Source organism: Pseudomonas sp. FP2300, assembly GCF_030687595.1.
In the GTDB taxonomy this organism is placed as follows: Bacteria; Pseudomonadota; Gammaproteobacteria; order Pseudomonadales; family Pseudomonadaceae; genus Aquipseudomonas; species Aquipseudomonas bijieensis.
Genome location: NZ_CP117440.1, coordinates 4,860,925 through 4,877,907, shown reverse-complemented (window position 1 = coordinate 4,877,907; position 16,983 = coordinate 4,860,925). Strand labels below are relative to the sequence as shown.

Genomic DNA, 16,983 nt, shown 5'->3' with positions numbered 1-16,983 from the left:
AATTACTCTGCGGTTTGAGCGGCATTGGCGCAGGCGGGTTTGCCGGCAGCGTATTTAAGACTGGGGTCGACCAGCGCATCGAAGCGCTTGAGCGCCTCGGAACCGATCAGCAACGGGTATTGGAAGGCGCTACGGTCGGTCAGGTTCACTTCGATGCTGCGCAGGGCCGAGCCCATGCAGATGTCCAGTTCGATGACTGGACGGGCCGTGTACTTCTTGCCTTCTTCCGGGTCGTAGTCGCCGGCGCGACGCTTGATCTTGCTGACGCGGGCCAACGGACGTTCGATGGGGTGCGAGTGGGCCGCGTCGATGGCCAGGTAAAAGCGCACCCAGGATTCGCCATTGCGCTTGAAGCGCTTGATATCACGGGCGCTGAGGGAGGCGGTCTTGGCGCCGGTGTCGAGCTTGGCGGCGACCTCCAGGTCGATGCCTTGCAGGGCGGCGTATTCGTTGAGGCCGTACACGGTTTTTTCACCCGCCGCGGCAAGCCCCGGCAGGCACATGAAATAAAGAGCGGCAGATAAGGGCTTGAGTGTCATAGATCCTGGTGCGCAGCGTTCCGTTTATCGGTTCAGGCCCTGGCATTACTGCACAAGCTCCTTCAATAGCCTTCCCTATATAAAAGAGAGCGGCGAATAGCGGCGGCATTCTAGCACGGTGGTTTTCTGACGCCACCGCTGGCCGGACGCTACGAGTCTTCATGCAGAAGGGTTATCGCCAGGGCGCTTATTAGACGATTGTCGACAATGTTGATTTTTGTTTTGACGTTTACGCTGCTATTGGATAGTTTTTGCCTTATTGATTTTCAAGGTGTCGACAATATGCTCGATCAGCTCGAAACCCCGGTGATGGCCCAGGACGACTCGGAGACCCTGTCCGAGAACGTCTTCCGGCGTATCCAGGCCGCCATCGTCAAAGGCGAGATCGCCCCCGGCAGCAAGATCTCCGAGCCCGAGCTGGCGCGTACCTACGGCATCAGCCGCGGTCCGCTGCGCGAGGCGATCCATCGCCTGGAGGGCCAGCGCCTGCTGGTGCGCGTGCCTCACGTCGGCGCCCGGGTGGTGTCCTTGAGCCACGCCGAGCTGCTGGAACTCTATGAAATCCGTGAGTCCCTCGAAGGCATGGCCTGCCGTTTGGCGGCTGAGCGCATGACGTTGGAAGAAATCGACGAACTGCGCCGGGTCCTGGAGACCCACGAGCGCGATGCGGCGTTCCAGGCCGGTGTCGGCTATTACCAGCAGGAAGGCGATTTCGACTTTCATTACCGGATCATCCAGGGCAGCGGCAACCGCACCCTGACGCAAATGCTGTGCGGTGAGCTGTACCAACTGGTGCGCATGTACCGCATCCAGTTTTCCACCACGCCCAACCGTCCGCGCCAGGCCTTTGCCGAGCACCATCGGATTCTCGATGCCATCGCCGACCGTGACGGCGAACTGGCTGAATTATTGATGCGCCGACACATCGGCGCCTCCAAACGCAATATCGCGCGTCATTTCCAGGACAGCGCCGCCACTGAACGAGGTGAGTCATGAGTTCCAGCAAGAGCACGCCAGGCCAGCGTTTCCGCGATGCGGTCGCCAATGAGCATCCGCTGCAAGTGGTGGGCACAATCAACGCCAACCACGCGCTGCTGGCCAAACGCGCCGGTTTCAAGGCGATCTACCTGTCGGGTGGCGGCGTGGCGGCCGGTTCCCTCGGCGTGCCGGACCTGGGCATCACCGGCCTGGATGACGTGCTGACCGATGTGCGCCGTATCACCGACGTCTGCGACCTGCCGTTGCTGGTGGACGTGGACACCGGTTTCGGTTCCTCGGCGTTCAACGTGGCCCGTACGGTCAAATCGATGATCAAGTTCGGCGCGGCGGCCATCCATATCGAAGACCAGGTCGGCGCCAAGCGTTGCGGCCATCGTCCGAACAAGGAAATCGTCTCGCAGCAGGAGATGGTCGACCGCATCAAGGCCGCCGTCGATGCCCGCACCGATGACAGTTTTGTAATCATGGCGCGTACCGACGCCCTGGCCGTGGAAGGCTTGGAGTCGGCCCTGGACCGCGCCGCCGCGTGCATCGAGGCCGGTGCCGACATGATTTTCCCCGAAGCCATCACCGAGCTTGAGATGTACAAGCTGTTCGCCAGCCGCGTGAAAGCTCCGATCCTGGCCAACATCACTGAATTCGGCGCGACCCCGCTGTACACCACCGAACAGCTGGCCGGTGCCGATGTGTCCCTGGTGCTGTACCCGCTGTCGGCGTTCCGCGCCATGAACAAGGCAGCCGAGAACGTCTACACCGCGATCCGCCGCGACGGCACGCAACAGAATGTCATCGACACCATGCAAACGCGCATGGAGCTTTATGATCGCATCGACTACCACACCTTCGAGCAGAAGCTCGATGCGTTGTTCGCGGCGAAGAAGTAAGGCGCGACTCCCCCTATAAATTCAAGAAAATGGAGACAGCAAATGGCCGAAGCAAAAGTACTCAGTGGCGCCGGGCTCCGTGGCCAGGTGGCCGGGCAAACCGCATTGTCCACCGTGGGCCAATCGGGCGCGGGCCTGACCTATCGCGGCTACGACGTTCGCGACCTGGCGGCGGACGCGCAGTTTGAAGAAGTCGCCTACCTGCTGTTGTACGGTGAGCTGCCGACCCAGGCCCAACTGGATGCCTATACGCGCAAATTGAGCCAACTGCGGGACTTGCCCCAAGCCCTGAAAGAAGTGTTGGAGCGCATTCCCGCCGACGCCCACCCGATGGACGTGATGCGCACCGGCTGCTCGTTTTTGGGCAACCTGGAACCTGAGAAGGACTTTTCCGAGCAACACGACAAGACCGATCGCTTGCTGGCCGCGTTCCCGGCGATCATGTGCTACTGGTATCGCTTCAGCCACCAAGGCCAGCGCATCGAATGCGTGACCGACGAAACTTCCATCGGCGGCCATTTCCTGCACCTACTGCATGGCAAGCAGCCGAGCGAGTTGCACGTCAAGGTGATGAACGTCTCGCTGATCCTCTACGCCGAGCACGAGTTCAACGCCTCGACCTTCACTGCCCGGGTCTGCGCCTCCACTCTGTCGGACCTGTTTTCCTGCATCACCGCCGCCATCGGTTCGCTGCGCGGTCCGCTGCACGGCGGCGCCAACGAAGCGGCAATGGAAATGATCGAGCGTTTCAGCTCGCCGCAGGAAGCCATCGAAGGCACCCTCGGCATGCTCGCGCGCAAGGACAAGATCATGGGCTTCGGCCACGCGATCTATAAGGACAACGACCCGCGCAACGAGGTGATCAAGGGTTGGTCGAAGAAACTCGCCGACGAAGTGGGCGACACGGTGCTGTTCCCGGTCTCCGAGGCCATCGACAAGACCATGTGGGAGCAGAAGAAGCTGTTCCCCAACGCCGATTTCTACCATGCCTCGGCGTACCACTTCATGGGCATCCCGACCAAGCTGTTCACGCCGATCTTCGTCTGCTCGCGCCTGACCGGCTGGGCCGCTCACGTATTCGAACAACGCGCCAACAACCGCATCATCCGACCGAGCGCCGAATACACCGGCGTCGAACAGCGCAAGTTCGTGCCAATCGAACGACGCTGAGCTGGAGGGTTCTAGCCGCAGGTACCGGACAAACCCAAAAACCTGTGGGAGCGAGCCTGCTCGCGATGGCGTCGGGTCAGCAGCATAAATGTTGACCGACACACCGCAATCGCGAGCAGGCTCGCTCCCACAAGAGAACAGGTTACTTCAGTCGCTGCGCCAACCCTTCTGAAACCACCGTGACCCGAGTCCTGACGATGAACACAGAATTTCGCAAACCGCTACCCGGCACTTCGCTGGATTATTTCGACGTTCGCGGGGCCGTGGAGGCCATTCGGCCCGGCGCCTACGATAGCCTGCCATACACCTCTCGCGTGCTGGCGGAAAACCTGGTGCGTCGCTGCGACCCGGCCACGCTGCGTGAATCGCTGTTGCAACTGATCGAGCGCAAGCGCGACCTGGACTTCCCCTGGTTCCCGGCGCGGGTGGTGTGCCATGACATCCTCGGCCAGACCGCGCTGGTGGACCTGGCGGGCCTGCGCGACGCCATCGCTTTGCAGGGCGGCGACCCGGCACAGGTCAACCCGGTGGTGCCGACCCAACTGATCGTCGACCACTCCCTGGCGGTGGAAAGCGCTGGTTTCGATCCCCAGGCCTTCGCCAAGAACCGCGCCATCGAAGACCGGCGCAACGAAGACCGCTTTCACTTCATCAACTGGACCAAGAAAGCCTTCAAGAACGTCGACGTGATTCCGCCGGGCAACGGGATCATGCACCAGATCAACCTGGAAAAAATGTCCCCGGTGATCCAACAGCGTGACGGCGTGGCATTTCCCGATACCTGCGTGGGCACCGACAGCCACACGCCCCACGTCGATGCTTTGGGCGTGATCGCCATCGGCGTCGGCGGCCTGGAAGCCGAAAGCGTCATGCTCGGTCGCGCTTCGTGGATGCGTCTGCCGGAAATCATCGGCGTCGAGCTGACTGGCAAACTGCAGCCGGGCATCACCGCCACGGACATGGTGCTGGCGCTGACCGAATTCCTGCGCAAGCAAAAAGTCGTCGGTGCCTGGCTGGAATTTTTCGGCGAAGGTGCCAGTGCCCTTACCTTGGGCGATCGCGCGACTATCTCCAACATGGCCCCGGAATACGGCGCCACGGCGGCGATGTTCTACATCGATCAGCAAACCATCGATTACCTGAAGCTCACCGGTCGCGAAGACCAGCAGGTGCAACTGGTCGAGACCTACGCCAAGCAGACAGGCCTGTGGGCCGACACGCTCAAGGGCGCGCAATACGAGCGTGGCTTGACCTTCGATTTGTCCTCGGTGGTGCGCAACATGGCAGGCCCGAGCAACCCTCACGCCCGCGTCGCGGTGTCGGATCTGGCCGCCAAAGGTATCTCCGGCCAGTGGGACGATGTGCCCGGGCAAATGCCCGACGGCGCCGTGATCATCGCGGCCATCACCAGTTGCACCAACACCAGTAACCCGCGCAACGTGATCGCTGCCGGCCTGCTGGCGCGCAACGCCAATCGCCTGGGGCTGGCCCGCAAGCCGTGGGTCAAGTCGTCCCTGGCGCCGGGTTCGAAAACCGTGGCGCTGTACCTGGATGAAGCGGGCTTGACGTCCGAGCTCGAAAAGCTGGGCTTCGGCGTGGTGGCGTTCGCTTGCACCACTTGCAACGGCATGTCCGGTGCGCTGGACCCGGTGATCCAACAGGAAATCATCGACCGCGACCTGTACGCCACCGCCGTGTTGTCGGGCAACCGCAACTTCGACGGACGTATCCATCCGTATGCCAAGCAGGCGTTCCTTGCCTCGCCGCCACTGGTGGTCGCCTACGCGATCGCCGGGACCATCCGCTTCGACATCGAGAAAGATGTACTGGGCGTGGTGGACGGTCGGGAAATCCGCCTCAAGGACATCTGGCCGAGCGACGAAGAAATCGACGCGGTGGTCAAGGCTTCGGTGAAACCGGAGCAGTTCCGCCAGGTGTACATCCCGATGTTCGCCATCCAGGAGGACACCGGGCCGAAAGTCACGCCGCTGTACGACTGGCGCCCACAAAGCACCTACATCCGTCGCCCTCCCTACTGGGAAGGGGCGCTGGCCGGCGCGCGGCCGCTCAAGGGCATGCGTCCGCTGGCGGTGCTGCCGGACAACATCACCACTGATCACCTGTCGCCGTCCAACGCCATCATGCTGGACAGCGCCGCCGGCGAATACCTGGCGAAAATGGGCCTGCCGGAGGAGGACTTCAACTCCTACGCGACCCACCGCGGCGACCACCTGACCGCGCAACGCGCGACCTTCGCCAACCCGAAACTGTTCAACGAAATGGTCCAGGAAAACGGCAAGGTCAAGCAGGGCTCCCTGGCCCGGGTCGAGCCCGAAGGCAAGGTCATGCGCATGTGGGAAGCCATCGAGACCTACATGGAGCGCAAGCAACCGCTGATCATCATTGCCGGTGCCGACTATGGCCAGGGTTCATCCCGGGACTGGGCGGCCAAGGGCGTGCGCCTGGCGGGTGTCGAGGCGATTGCCGCCGAAGGCTTTGAGCGTATCCATCGCACCAACCTGGTGGGCATGGGCGTGTTGCCGCTGGAGTTTAAGCCTGGCACCAACCGCAAGACCTTGGGCATCGACGGCAGTGAAGTCTATGACGTGATCGGCGAGCGCACTCCGCGGGCGACGCTGACCCTGGTCATCACTCGCAAGAACGGCGAGCGTGTCGAGGTGCCGGTGACCTGCCGCCTCGACACTGCTGAAGAAGTGTCGATCTACGAAGCCGGTGGCGTGCTGCAACGCTTTGCCCAGGACTTCCTTGAATCGGCGGTTGCCGTCTAAATCACAGCTGCGGACACCTTGCGTGTCCGCTTGAGGAGCATCATGGCTCACGCAGCGCAAATCAGAATACCCGCTACCTACATGCGTGGCGGCACCAGTAAAGGCGTGTTCTTCAGCTTGCAGGACCTGCCCGAAGCGGCCCGCGTCCCCGGCCCGGCCCGGGATGCCCTGTTGCTGCGGGTGATCGGCAGCCCCGACCCGTACGAGAAGCAGATCGATGGCATGGGCGGCGCGACGTCCAGCACCAGCAAGACGGTGATCCTGTCCAAGAGCACTCGGGCCGATCACGATGTCGATTACCTGTTCGGTCAGGTGTCCATCGACAAGCCGTTCGTGGACTGGAGCGGCAACTGCGGCAACCTCTCGGCGGCGGTCGGTTCGTTCGCTATCAGCAGTGGTTTGGTGGACACCGCTCGCATCCCGAGAAACGGCGTGGCCGTGGTGCGGATCTGGCAAGCCAACATCAGCAAGACCATCATTGCCCATGTGCCGATCACCGACGGCGCGGTGCAGGAAACCGGTGACTTCGAACTCGACGGCGTGACCTTTCCGGCGGCTGAAGTGCAATTGGAATTCCTGGACCCGGCGGCCGAGGAGGAGGGCGGGGGTGGCTCGATGTTCCCCACCGGCAACCTGGTGGACGACCTTGAGGTGCCTGGCATCGGCACCTTCAAGGCGACCCTGATCAACGCCGGGATCCCGACTATTTTCATCAATGCCCGGGACGTCGGTTACACCGGCACTGAGTTGCAGGGCGCGATCAACGGCGATCCGAAGGCGCTGGCGATGTTCGAAACCATCCGTGCCCACGGCGCCTTGCGCATGGGCTTGATCAAACACCTGGACGAAGCCGCCCAGCGTCAGCACACGCCGAAAGTGGCGTTTGTCGCACCGCCGGCGGATTACATTTCATCCAGCGGAAAAGCCGTGGCGGCTGGGGATGTCGACTTGTTGGTACGTGCCCTGTCGATGGGCAAACTGCACCACGCCATGATGGGCACCGCGGCGGTCGCCATCGGCACGGCTGCAGCGATTTCCGGCACCTTGGTGAACCTGGCGGCTGGCGGTATCGAACGCAACGCCGTACGTTTCGGTCACCCGTCCGGCACCTTGCGCGTCGGTGCCGAGGCCAGCCAGGTCGAGGGTGAATGGATGGTAAAAAAAGCCATCATGAGCCGCAGCGCACGGGTGTTGATGGAAGGGTTTGTGCGGGTGCCAGGGGATGTCCTGAACTGACATAAAAACCTGTGGGAGCGGGCTTGCTCGCGAAAGCGGTCAAACATTCAACATTGATGCAAGCTGATCCACCACAATCGCGAGCAAGCTCGGCTCCACAAATTGATCTGAGATGGGTTTGAGTCTGGGTCCACCGCAAATCCCTTGTGGGAGCGAGCCTGCTCGCGATGAGGCCGGCACAGTCAGCATTGATGTCGCCTGACACACCGCTTTCGCGAGCAAGCCCGCTCCCACAGTGGATCGCACTCCAGCAGTCAGCCCCCTGTCAGTGCCGCGACAACCAATCCCACATTATTTTCCAGCTCTGCCACGGGGTCAGCGGCGTCGGTGCTCAGCACCAGCAAGCGGCTGCCACTCTCGGTAATGGCTGCCTTCACGGCATCCGAAGGCTGGCGATGATGCAGTACCAGCGCCACGTCGTTGTCTTTCAACATGGCGGTCAATTGCTTGAGGGCTTCGGCTGTCCAGTCGGCGTCGGGCCGGGCGTCGGTGCTGATCCCGTCGAGATTGAGTCCACTGATCAGGTAGCCGAAATGTTCGCTCAGGCTGACCACGCTCAAGTTGTCGGCACTGGCGAGCCGCTTTTCGCTGTCGGCGCTGAGTTTGAGCAGGCGTTGCTTGAGGGCCGCCAGGTTGGCATCAATTTTCGGTTTGGCCGCTGGAGCCAGGCGCACCAGGTCGGCGGCGATCACGTCGGCCATGCGTCCCAGGTTATGGCTGGCCATCCACGGCTGGCTCGCCAGGCCGTCGGCCATGCCCGGTTGCACGGCAATCCCGGGCAGGGCGCCGTCCACCGGGCGGGCGGCGTCGACTTCGACGATGCGAATATTGCTGCGGCGGGCCATGGGGTACAGCGGATCGTCCGGCCATAGCGAGCGCAGGCCGATCACCCCGTCGGCCTCGCCGGCCAGTTTGCTCAGGGCCGGTGCACCACGACCGCTGAAATAGGCGCTCTGGCGGGTGCCGGGCAGATTGGCGGGGGCGGCTCGCTCCAGGCTGACGTCGGTGCCCTTGAGCAAGGCTTCGCTCAATCCGTAGGTGACCGGCAGCGATGCCAGCAGACGCACTTTTTCGCCGGCAAATGACGAGGTGACGGCCACGCTGCACAGCGCTACGGCCAGGGTCAGTTGTCGCAATGAAAAAACCATTTATCCAAGATTCCCTTTGAGGCTGGGGACGACGCCACGGGCGACGGCGGACAGGGCGAAGGCGATGCCGGCCACCAGGATGATCGCGGCACCGGACGGGATCGGCAGGTCGAACACAATTGGCGCGAGAATCCCGCACAAGGTGCTGACGGTGGCGATCAGCACTGAACACCAGAAAAAGCCTTTCAGCGATTGGCTGAGCAGGCGCGCCGCGGCTGCCGGAATCACCAGCAACGCGCCCACCAGGATGGCGCCGATGACTTTCACCGCCGCCACGGTGATCAGCGTCACCAGCACCACGAACAAGTAGTCCAGGGTCTTGACCGCCACCCCGCGTACCGCCGCCAGTTGCGGGTTGAAGCTGGCGAGCATAATGCGGTTATAGAGCGGCAAGGCAAGGGCCATCACCAATGAGCCGACCACCGCCAGCACCAGCAGGTCATTGCCATTGACCGTCAGTACCGAACCAAACAGTACGTTCTCCAGGATGTGCACGTTGATCTTGCCCGCCAGGATCAGCAGCAGGCTCGCGCCCAGGGCCAGGGACACCGAGAGGAAGACGCCGATCAGCGTGTCCGGCGCCAGGCCAGTGCGGTTGCGCAGGTAATTGAGGAGGATGCCGAACAGCAGGCAATAACCGAACAGGCTGCCATAAGGCCCGGTGTAGGGTTCGCCGAGCAAGATGCCGACCGCCACGCCGGTCAGCGCCGCATGGCCCACCGCCTCGGAGAAAAACGCGAAGCGCTTGACCACCACCAGCGTGCCGAGGCCGCCCAGCACCGGGCCGATCAACAGCCCGGCCAGCAACGCATTGACCACGAACCCGTAGGCCAGTGCTTCGGGCAGGTAACCGGCCGAAGCCCAGCCCTGGACCATCAAACGAAAGGCTTCGTAACTCATCAGGCGGCGCTCCCGTTCGTGCGTGGATGGGTGGAAAACAGCGTCAGCAAGCGCTCCGGGGTCAGGGTCTGGCGTGGCGGGCCGTCGAACAGCACCCGACGATTCAAGCCAGTGACACGGTCGGCCAGGCGCCCGACGGCTTCCAGGTCGTGTTCGATCCACAGCACGGTGATCCCGGCTTGACGCCAGTCCTGCAGCAACCGTTCGAACACTTGGATGCCAGCCTCGTCCAGGGCCGACATCGGTTCATCCAGCACCAGCAACTGCGGCGAGGGAATCAACCCCTGGGCCAGCAACACCCGCTGGCGCTCGCCGCCGGACAGCGCGCCCATGCGTCGCTTGCGTTTATCCTGCATGCCCACCCGTTCCAAAGCCTGGCCGATGGCGTCGGCGTAATGCTTGCTCAGGCCGAGGAAGGCCGGTCGTCGCTGACACATCGCCGCCATGAAATCGTCCACGGTCATGGGCAGACCTCGGTCGAACTCCAGCGCCTGGGGCACGTAGCCGATCACTCCAGGTTCGCCCGGCCATTGCAGGCTCAAGCGTCCCTGGTGCGGCATCTGCCCCAGCAAGGTCTTGATCAGCGAACTCTTGCCGCCGCCATTAGGGCCCACCAAGGCATGGATGCTGCCGGGCTTCACCTGGAATGCCACGCTGTCGAGAATGGTGGTACGGCCCAGGTTCAGACTGACATCGGCGAACTCAATGGAGGGGCCGACGTGATTCAGGGTGAGGGTTTCCGGGACGGTCATGCGCCGGACTCCTGGATCGCCCGGACCACGGTGTCGAGGTTGCCGGCCATTTCCTTTTCGTACTTCTCGGCACTGTAGTCGCCGTAGGAAATATGCGAGAGCGGGTACAGTTTCACGCCTGATTCACGCTGGATGGTGTCGACGTAGGTGGACGGGAAATCCATCTCCGAGAAGATCACTTTCACGTCCAGCTCGCGCAGTTGGTCGATGGTTTTCTTTAATTGGCTGGGGCTCGGCTCGATGCCGTGGGCCGGCTCGACCACGGCGGTCACTTCCAGGCCGAATTCGCGCAACAGGTAGTCGTAGGCGGCATGCACCGTGGCGACCCGCAACTCGGCGTTGGGCGCCTGGGTCAGCTTTGCCAGGGCGGCTGCGCGCATCTGGCGCAGCCGCTTGCCGTAGGCGCGGGCATTCTGGGTGTAGGCCTTGGCGTTGTCCGGGTCGAGCTTGCCCAACTCCCGGGCGATGTTATTGACCTGGGCGATGGAGGCGCTGATGGACAGGAAGGTGTGCGGGTTCACGACCTTGCCCGCGCCTCGGGCCGCCGTGCCGGTGGCGGCGAGCAGGGGCACGTTTTCGTTGGCCTCGATCACCTTCACGTCCGGGGTTTCGCTGGCGGCGATCATGCGGTCGGCGAAATCGTCGTGGCCCACGCCGTTGAGCACGATCACGTCGAGGCCGCCGATGCGCTTGATGTCTTCGGCCCGGGGCTCATAGGCGTGGGGGTTGAAACCGGCCGGGATCAGCGGCACCACCTCGGCCTTGTCGCCGACGATGTTCGCCACGTAGCTGTAATAAGGGTGCAGGGTGATGCCGATGCGCAGGCGCTTGGCCGTTTCGGCGCTCACCGGCGAGGTGAACAGGCAGGCCAGCAAGCCGATCAACAGCAAGCGCAGCAAGGGTCGGCGTTGGGATGCAATAGGCATGGGCAAACGGTCTTCTCTCGAATGAGGGCGTGGGGTCAGTGCCGGTGCTGGCGGGTTACGCCGGCATCGAATTGCGCGACGATCTGTTGCCAGCCGGCGGCGGACAACGCCGCATCGTCCAGCGCGGTGGGCGTCGCGAGGCCGGTGCCGCGGTTGAGCCAGATGTCCGGGGCGGCGTCGGACGTGTCGCCGATGCGCATCAGAAACGAACCAGCCACGGACGGATTGGCGCTGGCGCCGATGTAGGCCCGGTCTTCCAGCTGTTGCCAGGCGTGGCCACCGCGGCTGACGGAACTGGCGTCCTGGGCGAACGGTGCGAAGCCTTCTTCAGCGAGGGCCTGGGGGGCGGGCAGGGTGTGTTGGTCTTCGCGCAACAAGCGGATTTCATCCAGGGTCACCCGCAGGTCGGCATAGATACCTTGTTCGGCGGCGCTGAGGTCGCGGCGGGCGTCGAGCTGGTTCGAGGCCAGGTGAGGGATGTCTTCGGCTTTGCCATGCCAGGCCACCACGGCCCCGGCCACCAGCACGATGACCAGGCACAACAGCAACACGTACAGGGTTTCATGCCCCGCGCCGGCGGGGCGGATGACTTGAGTCGTGGCGTTGTTCATGGGGCCTCGATGTCGGCTTGGTCGATTTCCACCACGTGGCCGGGGCCGGCGTCGAAGAGCACGTAGAATTCAGCGTTGGGTTTCTTGAAGGTCAGCTTCGAGTCGGCCCCGAGCTTGCCCGGGACGAGGATGGTCTCGTCGTAACCGATCACGTCCAGCGTCACTCCGGGCGCGCCGCTGCCGTCGGAAAAGCCACCGGTGCATTGGATCTGCTCGGCGTCGATGGCCTTGCATTCGCACATCGGGTTGTGGGCCAGGACGCTGGTGCTTGCGCCTGCGCAGAACAGCAGCGCCAGGCCCTTGGATAAGGCGCGGAGGGTCATGGTTTGGCTCCTTGGTGCTTCAGCCAGGCGACGGTGGCCGGGGAGGCCTGGTTCAGGGGAATGGAGGCCTGATGCATCGAACCGTCCCAACCCTCGAGGGTTATCCACAGTTCGGCATCGGGCTGGGTCTTTGGCGGGACCGGCAACAAGGCGCCCATGCGGTAGGGCGAACCGAAGAAAATCACCCCGGCGGCCCGCAGGCTCCGGGGCTTGCCAATGCGCAGGTAAGTGGCCTTGACCTGGCCGATACAGCTTTGGCACAGGGCGGCGTTGAAGTGCTTCATCGGCCCGGCAGGCCCTTGGACGCGTGGGGCTTCGTTGCGAAACTCCGCCAGGCGCAGGCTCCAGGGACCGACCTGGACTTCGCCGACGTCCCGCTCGCCAAGCCCGGCATCACCGCGGAACAGTGCCGCTTCGGAGAGGTATTTGGGCATGAACCCCAGGGGGATCAGCAGCAACAACACGTTGAGGTGGAAGCGCCATTTATGCCAGAACAGGCTCAGGCGCGACGGCGATGAAACGGTATTGGACGGGTTCACAGGCTGCCCTCCGACGATTCGCGGTGGACGGACGGTTGCAGTGCCTGGGCGATTCGGGCGCCCCGGTTGGGTTTCTGGCTACGCTTGAAGGCATTGGCGGTGGCCAGGGCCGTGCGTTTGGTCCAGATCAGCAGCCCGCTGAGGACCATCATGCTCAGGAGCAAACCGAAGAAAAACCAGATGAGCTTGATCCAGAGGCCGCCGAAGTCCCCGGTGTGCAAGGGCCGCATGGATTCGGTGACAAACTCCAGGGTCGTGCGGTCCGACAGCAACCGTGAGGCGGCCACGTCGCCGTTGTAGGGGTTGATGGTGGCGGTCTGGAACATCAATGGATACCAACCGCGGCCGCCGATTTCCAGATGGCTGTAGGCATTGCCCGGCAGGCTGATGAAACTCGCTTCCAGTCCCGGGATGCGTTGCTGGGCGATTTCGATGGCCCGGTCCAGGTTCAACTGCGGCGGCGCCTGGCCATCGACGGACAACGGCACGTTTTCACGGGCCACCACCGGGATGACCGGTTCGCTGGAGATGGAGATCTGGTTGTCGCCCAGCAAGGCCTGGATCAGGAACCAGGTGCCGGTGACAGAGATGACCGCGATGAACCAGATTGACCAGATACCGCTGAGCCGGTGGAAATCCCCCCAGAAAATCCGTGCACCATGACGGATCCGCAGGGTCGGACGGAGGAAGCCTTTCCAGAAACGCTTGTAGACCACCAGCCCGGTCACCAGGGACGCGAGCAAGGGCAGGCCCAGGAACGACACCAGGTACCAGCCCCAACTGTAGCCGTTGGTGAACGGCACCAGCCACCAGCCATGCAGGGCGCGGGTGAAGGCCTGGAAGTTGAATGTCGGCGCCGAGCCCTGGATGACGCCGCTGTACGGGTTGACGTAGACCGTGTCGGGGCGTCCGTCGGGGTAGGTCACGCCGACTTCCAGGGCAAAATGCGACTCGTCCGGGCGGATGATGCTTTGCACCTGGGTTTGCGGCTGGGCCTGCTTGATCGCGGCGATCACCTGGTCATAGCTGAGCAGCGGGGCTTCGTCCGAGGGCTTGCTGGCCCGCATGTCGGGGTTGGCCAACCAGACGATCTCCTGGCTGACCACCGCCAGGGTGCCGGTTACGCAGACGATGAGCACGAAAAACCAGATGGGCAATGCCAGCCAGCTGTGCACCAGGAACCAGAGTTTGGAGCGGGACTTCTTCGACATGATTGAACGTCTTGATTCGATGAAAGGCTCTGGATTACGGGCTTCGCAACCCCTTGAACCCTGAAAAACCGGCCGTGGCTTTTGCCGACGCGGCCGGTTGCATCTAATTAAGACGAACCAGAAAGTGAAATCCTGAAGGGAAAGATGAAAGAAAATGTTTCGCGTTTAGCATCAAGGTATTTTGTGGCCAGGGACAAGCTCCCTGGCCACAAGGGCAGGTTGCCTCAGGACAAGTCAGCCTTGCTGTTGGAACATTTCCCTGGCCCGTTGCTCTATCTGCTCCTGGCTCAGATCCTCCTTATGCGTTGCCAGGAACCACAGGTGCCCATAGGGATCTTTCAAGGTGCCGGTGCGATCTCCGTAGAATTGGTCCTTGACCTCGGAAATCACCGTGCCACCGGCGGCAATGGCCTGGGCAAATGCGCTGTCCACGTCCTCGACATATAAATGCAGGCCGACCGATGGCGATTGGTCCGGGTTGCTCAGCGGGCCTTGGTCGCAAGGCGTGCCGAGCATGATCGGAAAACCGTTGATCCGCAGTTCGGCGTGGCCGATGCCTCCGTCGGGCATGGCCAGGCGCATGACCTCGGTGGCATTGAAGGCTTTTTTGTAGAAGTCGATGGCTTCGGCGGCTTTTTGAATGCCCAGGTAGGGCGTGATGTTATGGAAACCTTCGGGAATGGCTTTGACGCCCATGACGTTTCTCCTTGTTGTTATGGGAGGCGAAGAGAGTCTTCGTCGATTTGCGCCCATCCACTATAGGTCAGCAGCCGTGGACGGGCTCATGCCCCGACGAACGCTTCACGGCTGTTCCAGTAGGTGCGCCCCCGGCCCTTGTTTGCCCAGCGCGTCGCCCTGATTGCGTAGTGGGCAGGCCTCCATCGACAAGCATCCGCAGCCGATGCAACCGTTGAGTCGATCGCGCAGTGCCACCAATTGGTTGATGCGCTCGTCCAGGTCCTGGCTCCATTGCGCCGACAAGGTCTGCCAGTCGACGGCGGTTGGGGCGCGGTTGTCCGGCAGGTTCTTCAAGGCCTCGCCGATTTCCGCCAAGGGGATGCCCAGGCGCTGGGCGACCTTGATCAGCGCCACGCGGCGCAATACCGCCCGTGGGTAACGACGTTGGTTGCCCGGGTTACGCGTGCTTTTGATCAGTCCCTTGGATTCGTAGAAGTGCAGGGCCGTGACCGCCACGCCGCTGCGGGCGGCCACTTGGCCGACGGTGAGTTCCTTGTGGATATCGATCTGCGTCATCGTTTCAATTCACTGCTTGACCTCAAGTTAACTAGAGGTTTTACCCTGCAGGCTTTCGGATCGCAAGATCCGGCTTACCTGCATAGGGGACCTTTCATGCAATCGCCAAGGAACAATCGCAGTTTTACCCAGCTGATGGAATTCGACATCGAACCTCAATGGCAGCAGGCGTTGGTAGCCGCCTTGTCGGAGCAGACCGAGCGCCTGGCCCGGGACCACCAAGGGTTCCTGAGTGCCAGTATCCAGGCCAGCGACGACGGTCGGCGCGTGCTCAATTATTTGCAGTGGCAAACCCGCGAGGCCGGCGAGGCGGCGCTTCGAAGTTTCGAAAGTGGCGAGCAGGATTTCTGGCGGCTGATCCAGGCTCACCGAGCCAAAGCCGTGACATTCGGGTCGTTCCAGGTGTTGCGCAACATCGAGCGCAGCCTGGACAACGCGCTGCATTGCCAGTTGGTCGATTAAGCGCAACGGCTGATCCAGGCAGGCAATACCCACTATCGAGAGGGTTGATTTCTGCCGCGCGGGGCCGGCGGGTAGCCTTTGTTCATCGCCCAACTCCAGAACACCGGACACTCGCCATGAACCGTACCTTTGCCGTTTTGTTGCTCTTGACCGCCACCCTCTTGGGCGGCTGCGCCAGCTCTTCCCCGGAGCTGCGCCCCTACACCGCCGATGAGACTCGCGAGCTGGCCCTTGAAGCCTTGAATCGCCGCGGCCTTTCGTTCGAGGAATACCACGCGAAAAAAGCCGAGCTGCTTGGCTCGTCGCAGAAAAACGTGGGGTTCGACGATCAGGGCCAGATGAGTGCCGAGCAGGTCGTGCAACAGCCTGGCCGGTCGAGCTGAGGGACTGTACCGCTCAAAGTTTTGCCCAACTGTCCGTGGGTTTGGGTCAGGACGTGGGGTAGGGTCATGACTTGACTGACCGCCCCTGATGGACTGATCTGACATGACTCTTTCGCTTGACCTGCTGCTGGGCTTCGCCCTGTTTGCCCTGGTGACTTCGATCACGCCAGGCCCTAACAACACCATGTTGCTGGCCTCGGGGGTCAATTTCGGTTTCAACCGCACCATTCCGCACATGCTGGGTATCACCTGCGGCTTCTTCTCCCTGGTGCTGGCGGTGGGCCTGGGCCTGGGCGCGGTGTTCCAGACTTATCCACTGCTCTATACCGCGTTGCGCTACATCGGCGCGGCGTACCTGTTGTACCTGGCGTGGAAAATAGCCCACTCCGGCCCGGTTTCGGAAGGCCAGCCGGGGAACGACAATACGCCGATCAGCTACTGGGGCGCAGCGGCGTTCCAATGGGTCAATCCCAAGGCCTGGATCATGGCCATCGGTGCCATCAGTACCTACACGCCACTCCAGGGTTACTTCTTCAATGTGCTGGTGATTGCGGCGGTGTTTGCCTTGATCAACCTGCCAAGTGTGAGCCTGTGGGTGGTATGCGGCAGCCTGTTGCGCAACCTGCTGCGTGATCGTCGCTGGTTGCGTGTGTTCAACTGGGGCATGGCGCTGTTGTTGGTCGCTTCGTTGTATCCGTTGTTGCTCGAAAGCATCAGTTGAGGGCTGAGCTTCGACGCGATGCCTGCTAAGCTCGCTGTTCAGGAGCGTTCCTACGCACTTTTAAACGAAGTCCGACTTCTTTAAGGTCTTTGATCAGGTATTGCTAGTCTCGAACCCAACGAGGGCGCCTGATCCC

Annotated in this window: 19 protein-coding genes; 8 read left to right on the top strand and 11 right to left on the bottom strand. The window is 62.3% G+C overall.

Annotated features, from left to right (window positions below; genetic code table 11):
• Positions 1 to 2 precede the first annotated feature (2 nt).
• Positions 3 to 539, bottom strand: coding sequence for an ATP-dependent zinc protease (locus PSH86_RS21385; RefSeq protein WP_003179569.1), 537 nt, complete (start codon positions 537 to 539; stop codon positions 3 to 5).
• Between the two features lie 282 nt (positions 540 to 821).
• On the opposite strand from PSH86_RS21385, the gene PSH86_RS21380 reads away from it, so the two are divergent.
• The 5 genes from PSH86_RS21380 to prpF all read left to right on the top strand — a co-directional run bounded on the left by PSH86_RS21380 (position 822) and on the right by prpF (position 7,617).
• Positions 822 to 1,535 (top strand): GntR family transcriptional regulator, encoded by a 714-nt coding sequence (locus PSH86_RS21380; protein ID WP_003204063.1) that lies wholly within the window; start codon positions 822 to 824, stop codon positions 1,533 to 1,535.
• Positions 1,532 to 2,422 (top strand): methylisocitrate lyase, encoded by an 891-nt coding sequence (gene prpB, locus PSH86_RS21375; RefSeq protein WP_046065801.1) that lies wholly within the window; start codon positions 1,532 to 1,534, stop codon positions 2,420 to 2,422. Before PSH86_RS21380 ends, prpB begins: the two co-directional genes overlap by 4 nt.
• Before the next feature lie 42 nt (positions 2,423 to 2,464).
• Positions 2,465 to 3,592 carry a 2-methylcitrate synthase gene (gene prpC / locus PSH86_RS21370; protein WP_109756494.1) on the top strand — a complete coding sequence of 376 codons (1,128 nt, stop codon included), beginning with the start codon at positions 2,465 to 2,467 and terminating at the stop codon, positions 3,590 to 3,592.
• A 197-nt stretch (positions 3,593 to 3,789) separates the two neighbouring features.
• Positions 3,790 to 6,381, top strand: a complete 2,592-nt coding sequence (acnD, locus tag PSH86_RS21365) for a Fe/S-dependent 2-methylisocitrate dehydratase AcnD (RefSeq protein ID WP_116833098.1) — start codon at positions 3,790 to 3,792, stop codon at positions 6,379 to 6,381.
• A 42-nt stretch (positions 6,382 to 6,423) separates the two neighbouring features.
• Entirely contained in the window at positions 6,424 to 7,617 is a 1,194-nt protein-coding gene (prpF, locus tag PSH86_RS21360; protein ID WP_305484759.1) for a 2-methylaconitate cis-trans isomerase PrpF, read from the top strand.
• Positions 7,618 to 7,871: 254 nt separating this feature from the next.
• Here prpF and PSH86_RS21355 read toward each other — a convergent pair whose 3' ends face one another.
• From PSH86_RS21355 to soxR, 10 genes are all read right to left on the bottom strand, one after another.
• Entirely contained in the window at positions 7,872 to 8,765 is an 894-nt protein-coding gene (locus PSH86_RS21355; RefSeq protein ID WP_212801248.1) for a metal ABC transporter solute-binding protein, Zn/Mn family, read from the bottom strand.
• A complete protein-coding gene (locus PSH86_RS21350) occupies positions 8,766 to 9,665 on the bottom strand; it encodes a metal ABC transporter permease (protein ID WP_163857573.1) in 900 nt (299 codons plus the stop codon). It abuts the gene before it with no gap.
• Complete coding sequence (locus PSH86_RS21345) at positions 9,665 to 10,417, bottom strand: metal ABC transporter ATP-binding protein (RefSeq protein WP_305484755.1); 753 nt, start codon at positions 10,415 to 10,417, stop codon at positions 9,665 to 9,667. Before PSH86_RS21345 ends, PSH86_RS21350 begins: the two co-directional genes overlap by 1 nt.
• Complete coding sequence (locus PSH86_RS21340) at positions 10,414 to 11,343, bottom strand: metal ABC transporter substrate-binding protein (RefSeq protein WP_212801247.1); 930 nt, start codon at positions 11,341 to 11,343, stop codon at positions 10,414 to 10,416. The genes PSH86_RS21345 and PSH86_RS21340 overlap by 4 nt, the downstream gene beginning before the upstream one ends.
• Positions 11,344 to 11,378: 35 nt before the next feature.
• Positions 11,379 to 11,954 (bottom strand): DUF6162 family protein, encoded by a 576-nt coding sequence (locus tag PSH86_RS21335; protein WP_163857578.1) that lies wholly within the window; start codon positions 11,952 to 11,954, stop codon positions 11,379 to 11,381.
• Complete coding sequence (locus PSH86_RS21330; protein WP_109756503.1) at positions 11,951 to 12,277, bottom strand: hypothetical protein; 327 nt, start codon at positions 12,275 to 12,277, stop codon at positions 11,951 to 11,953. The genes PSH86_RS21335 and PSH86_RS21330 overlap by 4 nt, the downstream gene beginning before the upstream one ends.
• Positions 12,274 to 12,834 (bottom strand): thiamine pyrophosphate-binding protein, encoded by a 561-nt coding sequence (locus PSH86_RS21325; protein ID WP_370873827.1) that lies wholly within the window; start codon positions 12,832 to 12,834, stop codon positions 12,274 to 12,276. The genes PSH86_RS21330 and PSH86_RS21325 overlap by 4 nt, the downstream gene beginning before the upstream one ends.
• A complete protein-coding gene (locus tag PSH86_RS21320; protein ID WP_109756505.1) occupies positions 12,813 to 14,027 on the bottom strand; it encodes a PepSY domain-containing protein in 1,215 nt (404 codons plus the stop codon). The genes PSH86_RS21325 and PSH86_RS21320 overlap by 22 nt, the downstream gene beginning before the upstream one ends.
• Before the next feature lie 234 nt (positions 14,028 to 14,261).
• A complete protein-coding gene (locus tag PSH86_RS21315; RefSeq protein WP_077508672.1) occupies positions 14,262 to 14,723 on the bottom strand; it encodes a VOC family protein in 462 nt (153 codons plus the stop codon).
• 105 nt (positions 14,724 to 14,828) lie between these two features.
• On the bottom strand, positions 14,829 to 15,281 hold the full coding sequence (gene soxR / locus PSH86_RS21310; RefSeq protein WP_305484746.1) for a redox-sensitive transcriptional activator SoxR: 453 nt from the start codon (positions 15,279 to 15,281) through the stop codon (positions 14,829 to 14,831).
• A gap of 96 nt (positions 15,282 to 15,377) precedes the next feature.
• Here soxR and PSH86_RS21305 point away from each other — a divergent pair, with 96 nt between their 5' ends.
• The 3 genes from PSH86_RS21305 (at position 15,378) to PSH86_RS21295 (ending at position 16,847) form a co-directional block, all read left to right on the top strand.
• Complete coding sequence (locus tag PSH86_RS21305) at positions 15,378 to 15,743, top strand: antibiotic biosynthesis monooxygenase (protein WP_109756508.1); 366 nt, start codon at positions 15,378 to 15,380, stop codon at positions 15,741 to 15,743.
• A 116-nt stretch (positions 15,744 to 15,859) separates the two neighbouring features.
• Positions 15,860 to 16,126, top strand: a complete 267-nt coding sequence (locus tag PSH86_RS21300; protein WP_053123631.1) for a hypothetical protein — start codon at positions 15,860 to 15,862, stop codon at positions 16,124 to 16,126.
• 103 nt (positions 16,127 to 16,229) lie between these two features.
• Complete coding sequence (locus PSH86_RS21295) at positions 16,230 to 16,847, top strand: LysE family translocator (RefSeq protein ID WP_176689358.1); 618 nt, start codon at positions 16,230 to 16,232, stop codon at positions 16,845 to 16,847.
• Positions 16,848 to 16,983 lie beyond the last annotated feature (136 nt).